This is a genomic window from Mesorhizobium sp. WSM4837, from assembly GCF_055811435.1.
Genome location: NZ_JBVVQE010000077.1, coordinates 26,621 through 33,095 on the forward strand (window position 1 = coordinate 26,621; position 6,475 = coordinate 33,095).

At 62.8% G+C, this 6,475-nt stretch carries 6 protein-coding genes; 2 read left to right on the forward strand and 4 right to left on the reverse strand.

Annotation, left to right across the window (positions count from 1 at the left end; all coding sequences use genetic code 11):
• Nucleotides 1-50: 50 nt before the first annotated feature.
• Nucleotides 51-1,145: an alkene reductase gene (locus AC0L3D_RS30675; RefSeq protein WP_128176988.1), complete on the reverse strand. Its 1,095-nt coding sequence runs from the start codon at nt 1,143-1,145 to the stop codon at nt 51-53.
• A 60-nt stretch (nt 1,146-1,205) separates the two neighbouring features.
• On the reverse strand, nt 1,206-2,027 hold the full coding sequence (locus AC0L3D_RS30680; protein WP_473646859.1) for an SDR family NAD(P)-dependent oxidoreductase: 822 nt from the start codon (nt 2,025-2,027) through the stop codon (nt 1,206-1,208).
• A gap of 74 nt (nt 2,028-2,101) precedes the next feature.
• On the opposite strand from AC0L3D_RS30680, the gene AC0L3D_RS30685 reads away from it, so the two are divergent.
• Together AC0L3D_RS30685 and AC0L3D_RS30690 are read left to right on the forward strand one after the other, a co-directional pair.
• Nucleotides 2,102-2,665: a TetR/AcrR family transcriptional regulator gene (locus AC0L3D_RS30685; RefSeq protein WP_023802251.1), complete on the forward strand. Its 564-nt coding sequence runs from the start codon at nt 2,102-2,104 to the stop codon at nt 2,663-2,665.
• A 227-nt stretch (nt 2,666-2,892) separates the two neighbouring features.
• Nucleotides 2,893-3,378 (forward strand): CAP domain-containing protein, encoded by a 486-nt coding sequence (locus AC0L3D_RS30690; protein WP_128169800.1) that lies wholly within the window; start codon nt 2,893-2,895, stop codon nt 3,376-3,378.
• On the opposite strand, the gene AC0L3D_RS30695 is transcribed toward AC0L3D_RS30690, so the two are convergent.
• The gene (locus AC0L3D_RS30695) at nt 3,351-5,156 is read right to left on the reverse strand and encodes a putative bifunctional diguanylate cyclase/phosphodiesterase (RefSeq protein WP_473646861.1); all 1,806 of its coding nucleotides are present in this window, start codon (nt 5,154-5,156) and stop codon (nt 3,351-3,353) included. The two genes, AC0L3D_RS30690 and AC0L3D_RS30695, sit on opposite strands and share 28 nt — an antisense overlap.
• On the reverse strand, nt 5,153-6,133 hold the full coding sequence (locus AC0L3D_RS30700; RefSeq protein WP_473646862.1) for a PAS-domain containing protein: 981 nt from the start codon (nt 6,131-6,133) through the stop codon (nt 5,153-5,155). Before AC0L3D_RS30700 ends, AC0L3D_RS30695 begins: the two co-directional genes overlap by 4 nt.
• Between the last annotated feature and the right edge of the window lie 342 nt (nt 6,134-6,475).

Consider the following 6,475-nt stretch of genomic DNA (forward strand, 5'->3'; position numbering starts at 1 on the left):
GGCGCTGCTGTCGACGTGGGATGGCCGCACGGGCGCGGCACCCTGATGGCTCATGGCTGGCTTGAAGCGGCGATCACGGGATAGTCGGTATAGCCGGCGGAGCCGCCACCATAGAGCGTCGCCTGATCGAACACGGCCAGCGGCGCGCGCGTCTGCAGCCGTTCCACAAGATCGGGATTGGCGATGAACGGTCGCCCGAAGGCGAACAGGTCCGCCTTGCCGTCGGCAAGCCGCGACCCCGCGAGCTCAAGGTCATAGCCGTTATTGGCGATATAGGTGTTGTTGAAGCGCCGGCGGAGTGATCCGAAGTCGAACGGCGCGACATCGCGCGATCCGCCCGTGGCGCCCTCGACGACATGGATGTAGACGATGCCCAAAGCATCGAGTTGATCGACGATATAGTCAAACTGCGCCTGGGGAGCGCTGCTCGAGACGCCGTTGGCGGGCGAGATGGGCGAAATCCGGATGCCGGTGCGCTCAGCGCCGATCTCCTCGACCACCGCAGTCGCAACCTCCAGCATCAGCCGGGCGCGGTTCTCGACCGATCCGCCATAAGCATCCGTGCGGAGGTTCGCGCCGTCCTTGGCGAATTGGTCCAGCAGATAGCCGTTGGCGCCGTGAATCTCGACGCCATCGAAGCCGGCCTCGATGGCGTTCGCAGCTGCTTTGCGGAAATCCTCCACGATGCCCGGCAATTCATCCAGTTCGAGTGCGCGGGGCTCCGAAACGTCGACAAAGCCGTTGCCGACGAAGGTCTTGGTCGCGGCCCGGATCGCCGAGGGCGCGACGGGGGCGGCGCCGTTCTCCTGCAGATCGACGTGCGAGACGCGACCGACATGCCAGAGCTGCAGGAAAATCCGCCCGCCCTTGGCGTGCACGGCGTCGGTGACCTTGCGCCAGCCGCCGATCTGCGCCTGGGTGTAGATGCCGGGCGTGTCCTGGTAGCCCTGTCCCTGCTGCGAGATCTGCGTGGCCTCGGAAATCAGCAGGCCGGCCGACGCGCGCTGGCCGTAGTACTGCGCGGCGAGATCGCCTGGAACGAAGCCCGGGCCAGCGCGATTGCGCGTCAGCGGCGCCATGACGATACGATTGGAGAGGGTCAGCGAGCCGAGAGTATAGGGCTCAAACAGCGTTGTGCTTGTCATAGGTCACCTTTGTTTGTCCCCGCCGCGGCGGGTCGTCTATCGAAACGGGATCGTTGGTGCTCAGGCGACCGTGCGGTACCGCTCGGCGGGATGTTCGTTCCGATAGTTCGGAAGCATGGCCTGGCGTGCGGCCTGAAGCGCGTCCCACTGCCCGGCATCGGGTAGCGGCGGGATGGTCACCAGCTCGCGGCGGTCGAAGCCGACCAGCGCCGCATCCACCAGATCGTCGACCTCCATCACGTTGGAAAGCGTGTTGACGTCGGCGCCGACATGTCCCCAGATCTCCGTTCGCGTCGTGGCGGGAAGCACGGCCTGGACGTAGACACCCTTCGGCGCGAGCTCGAGGCTGAGTCCCTGCGACAAAAACAGCACGAAGGCTTTGGTTGCGCCGTAGACCGTCATGCCGAACTCCGGCGCCAGGCCGACCACGGAGCCGATGTTGACGATCGCACCTTCGCCGGCCGCCGCAAGACGCGGGGCAATGGCGCTGGCAAGCCGCAGAAGCGCGGTCGTATTGAGCGCAACCAGCCGCGCTACGTCATCGGTGCTCTGCTCGATAAAACTTCCGCCGATGGCCGTTCCGGCATTGTTGAGGAGAATTCCGATGCTGGCGTGCTCGCGCAGCCTCGTCTCCACCGCTGCAAGCTCGGCAGGCTGCGTAAGATCCGCCTGGATGATATCGATCGCCACGCCGTTTTCCTGACTTAGACGGGCCGCCAAGGCCTCCATTCGTGCCTTGTCACGGGCAACCAGCACGAGGTCGTGCCCGCGGCGCGCGAAGCGCTCGGCATAGGCGGCTCCGATGCCGGTGGAGGCGCCGGTTATGAGGACTGACGGAATGGTCATGGCATTGCTCTTTTCGCTGATGGACTCTATATTCATGACGATCATCATGAATGCAGGTAAATATGATACCCATCATGTAAATGTCAACGGCGCCGGCGGAGGATTTTGAAATGAAGGTCAGTCGGGAACAGATGGCGGAGAACCGCCGCCGAATTCTGGATGTTGCCAGCCGGCTGTTTCGCGACAAGGGGTTCGACGCGGTCAGCGTGGCGGAGGTGATGAAAGCCGCTGGGCTCACCCATGGCGGCTTCTATGGCCATTTCAGCTCGAAGGACGACCTGATCGCCCAAACCCTTGCCCATGTCATCGCCGCAGACTCAAGCGGAGGGGGCGACCTTCGCGCCTATGCAGATGCCTATCTTTCGCCCCGGCATCGCGACAATGCCGCCGGTGGTTGCCCGACAGCGGGCCTTGTTGCGGACATCCGCCATCAGACCCCGGCTGCACGCTCGGCCATGACCGAAGGCCTTCGCTCGCAGATCGACCGTATCGGCAAGACGCTGCCGGAGTTGGATCCGGCAGACAGACGCCGCACAGCGATCGGATGCTGGGCAGCGATGGTGGGGGCAGTGATCCTCGCCCGGGCTATCGACGATCCCGCGCTTTCGGATGAAGTTCTGGAACAGACGCGTGCCTGGATCGATACCGGGATCAGCCAGGTGTCTGCCAGATAGCCGCCAGGAGCGCCCTTGAGCAATGCGGCTACCGGGGTGGTTGGGCGGCAAGCTTGGAGAATATCGCGCCGTAGCGCGCATCAGCGGGGTTCGCGGACGGCTAAGGGGGCAGCGAGCGAGATTTCTGAACGCCTGCCCGGCAAAAGCCACTATTGCCGCTATGTCAGGCAGGCATGACGCTCACCGACACCGCCAATCAGCCATCCCTAGAACCCCGCTCTGACGAAATGCGCCCGACGCCAAACAGGCGAATGCTGCTTAGAGCTGCCGGCCTTGCCGCACTGGCCGGGCTTGCCGCTTGCGCCACTGTGCTGCCCACCGGCGAAGGCGCCGGGGTCTCCGCCTCCGCCGTCGGCACGCTGGCGGGCATCCGCGCCTCAGCCGGCCTCGAACCGCTTGTTCCCGACCGTCAGCTCGAACAGGCAGCCCTGCAGCAGTCCGGCTATATGGCGCGCGGCGGCCGCATGACCCACTCGACCGGCTGGGGCAAGGGATTTGCTTTGCGCGTCAAGGGCAACGGCATTGCCGGTGCTGCCGCCGAAAACATCGCCGAGGGCCGTTTCGATCAGCAGAAGCTGTTCGACATCTGGATGCATTCAGCCGGCCACCGCCGCAACATGCTCGACCCGCGCTTCACCCGCTTCGGCCTGGCCTATGTGCGGGACGGCCGCGACAGCTCGCGGCGTTACTGGAGCCTTGTCCTGGGCAAATAGCAACGCGGGCACAGGGCAATCCGCGCTGGCGGCAATGCCGCCTTGGCTGAGGAGATCATGGTCGACCCGTCAATCCATGGGTTCGCCACTGAGCATTTTCTCGATGTCAGGGCCGAAACCGGCTCGCTGAAATGATAGCCCTGCATTTCATCGCAGTTGTTCTTGCGCAAGAAGGCCACCTGATCGTCCGTCTCGACGCCCTCGGCAATGACCCTCAGATTCAAATTTTGACCCAATGATATTACGGCGCTGGCGACAGCCTGGTCGTTTTCGTCAGCAGCGATATCGTTGATGAACGACTTGTCGATTTTCAGCCGCGCCACTGGAAAGGTCTTGAGCGCACTGAGGCTGGAGTAGCCTGTTCCGAAATCGTCGATCGAGATCTGAACGCCCAGGTTTTGCAGCTGGTTCATCGTTGCGACCGCCAGGTCGATATCCTGCATGATCAGGCTTTCGGTCACCTCCAGCTCGAGATATCTGGCCTCCAGACCGCTGACTTTCAGGGCATCGGCGACGCGGCCGATCAGGTTCTTTTCCCTGAATTGCCGCGTCGACACATTCACGCAGACGGTCATCGGCGGCAGGCCGGCATCCTGCCATGCCTTGTTCTGCCGACAGGCCTCGTGCAGGACCCAATCGCCGATCGGCACGATCAGACTTGTCTCCTCGGCCGTCGGAATGAAGGCGTTCGGTGCCATCATGCCCCGCGTCGGATGATTCCAGCGAAGCAACGCTTCGACGGCAAAGACGAGGCCCGACCGAAGGTCAACCTGCGGCTGATAAAACAGCGTGAATTCCGAACGGGCCAGGGCGTTACGCAAGTCCTCCTGAAGCACGAATTTCTCATGCGCTCTGGTGTTGAATTCGGGAGCGTAGAACTGGAAATTGTCGCGGCCGAATTCCTTGGCGCGATACATGGCCGCATCGGCATTGGCCAGCAGCGTGTCGGGGTTGGTCCCATCCTTGGGGTAGCTGGCGATGCCGATACTGGCCGTCGCCCTCAGCCGATGTGCTCCGAGCTGAACCGGCTCTGCAATCGCCGCCCGAATTGCTTGCAGGGTCTCGGAGATGAGATCGACATTCGTCGGTTGATCGAACAGAACGACGACGAATTCGTCGCCACCAAGCCGCACGACCGTATCGGTCGCCCTTACGCGCTCGACGATACGGCCGGCTACGGTCTTCAACAGCTCGTCCCCGGCATTGTGGCCAAGCGTGTCATTGACGAGTTTGAAATTGTCCAGATCGATGAACACCACCGTCACCCAGCGATCGTATCGCTGCGCGTAGAGGATCGCCTGCGAAAGCCGGTCCTCGAGCAGAGCGCGATTGGGCAGTCCGGTCAGCACATCATGGTTGGCCATGAAGTGGATCCGATCTTCGGCCAGCTTGCGCTCGATGGCGATCCCGGCAATACGCGTCGTGAAATCGATGAGCCGAGTCTCGGCCGCGGTCGGCTCGCGCACGGTCGTCGAGTACATGGCAAAGGCGCCCAGCACAGCGCCCTGGTGCGACAGGATCGGGGTCGACCAGCACGAACGGTAGCCATAGGCCGCCGCCAATTCGCAGTGATCGTGCCAAAGCGGGTCGTGCATGATGTCCGTGACAATGACTGGCTCGCGCCGGTAGGCAGCGGTTCCGCAGGATCCCATTTTGGGGCCGACGGCGATCCCGTCGATGGCGCTCGTATAGGCCTTTGCCAAGCTCGGCGCGGCGCCGTGCCGCAAGTGGCTGCCATCCTTGTCGAGCAACAGGACGGAACCGAATATCCCCGTCAACTGAGACTCGGCGAGGCGCATGAGGCAGTCGAGCACATCTTCGAGCGGGCGCTCGTCGCGATCATTTCCAGTATCTGCGCCTGCCCGTCTCGAAGGGTGTCCGCTTGCTTGCGGGCGGTGATGTCGTGGGCGATGCCGACCAGACCGAAGATATCGTTTTGAACATTGCGCAACGGCACCTTCGTCGACGAAAACCATTTGCCGGCGCCTGACGCATCGACAACGAACTCTTCCTCATCGATCATCGGCTGTCCGCTGCGCAGCACGCCTTGCTCGATGGCGCGAAACTTCTGCGCAAGGTCGGGGGCATGAAGATCGGAATCGGTCAAACCGATCATGTCACTGGTTTTGGCCTTGCCGCTGTCGGAAGCAATGGCCCTGTTGGCGACGACGAAGCGGCTTTCGGTGTCCTTCACCCACAGGTAGTCGGGCACCCAGTCGATCAGCGTTTGCAGCGAGATGCGCTCGTCGACGATCAGGCGATTGGCGGTGAGTTCCGTTATGTCCTCATGCGTGGCCACCCATCCGCCGTCAGGCATCGGCTGATGGCAGATCTGAATTGTCCGGCCGTCGGTGAGATTGGCGGTCCAGTTTCTCAAGGTCGTGCCCGAATTGACCGCTCGGGCGAATGCGAGATAAGCGTCGCTGGCCATCGCGGATGTCCCGGCAGCGATGCGGCGTTCGACGATTTCGCCCAGCGTCCGGCCGGGGCGCAAGTGTTCGGGCGCGATGCGGTAAATTTCCGCATAGCGGCGGTTGCACAGGATCAGCCGTTCAGCGGCGTCGAAAAAGCAGATGCCTTGCGAGATGTTGTCGATCGCCGTCTCGAATCGCAGCGCCTGTTGCTCGAGTGTTGCGATCGTAGCCCTGAGTTCGCGCTCGAGCGTCTCGTACGAGGAGCCCGCCAGTTTCGCCAGCGTGGCAAGCTCGGTCGATTCGGGCGCCTGGGCGGCTTGCCTCGATGATTTCGTGACCAAACACAGTTCCTCCGGTTCGGCGCCTGGCGCAAAGCAAGGAAAGCTCGCTGCAAGCTAAGCGACCGCATAGTGGTCCAGATATACTAATGGCATGTGAACCGGGTCGATGCCGACCGGGGCATGGCGCAGTTCTTGCCTTCTCCCCTTGTGGGAGAAGGTGGATCGGCGCGCAGCGCCGAGACGGTTGAGGGGTGCTGGCCGGAGTGCTGTCGGTTCCAAGCTGGAGCACCCCTCATCCGGCCGCTTCGCGGCCACCTTCTCCCACAAGGGGAGAAGGGGGAGCCCCATCTGACGCGGCCCCCGGCTCAAGTGGGGATCATCTCGGGGGGCGAATAAACAGAA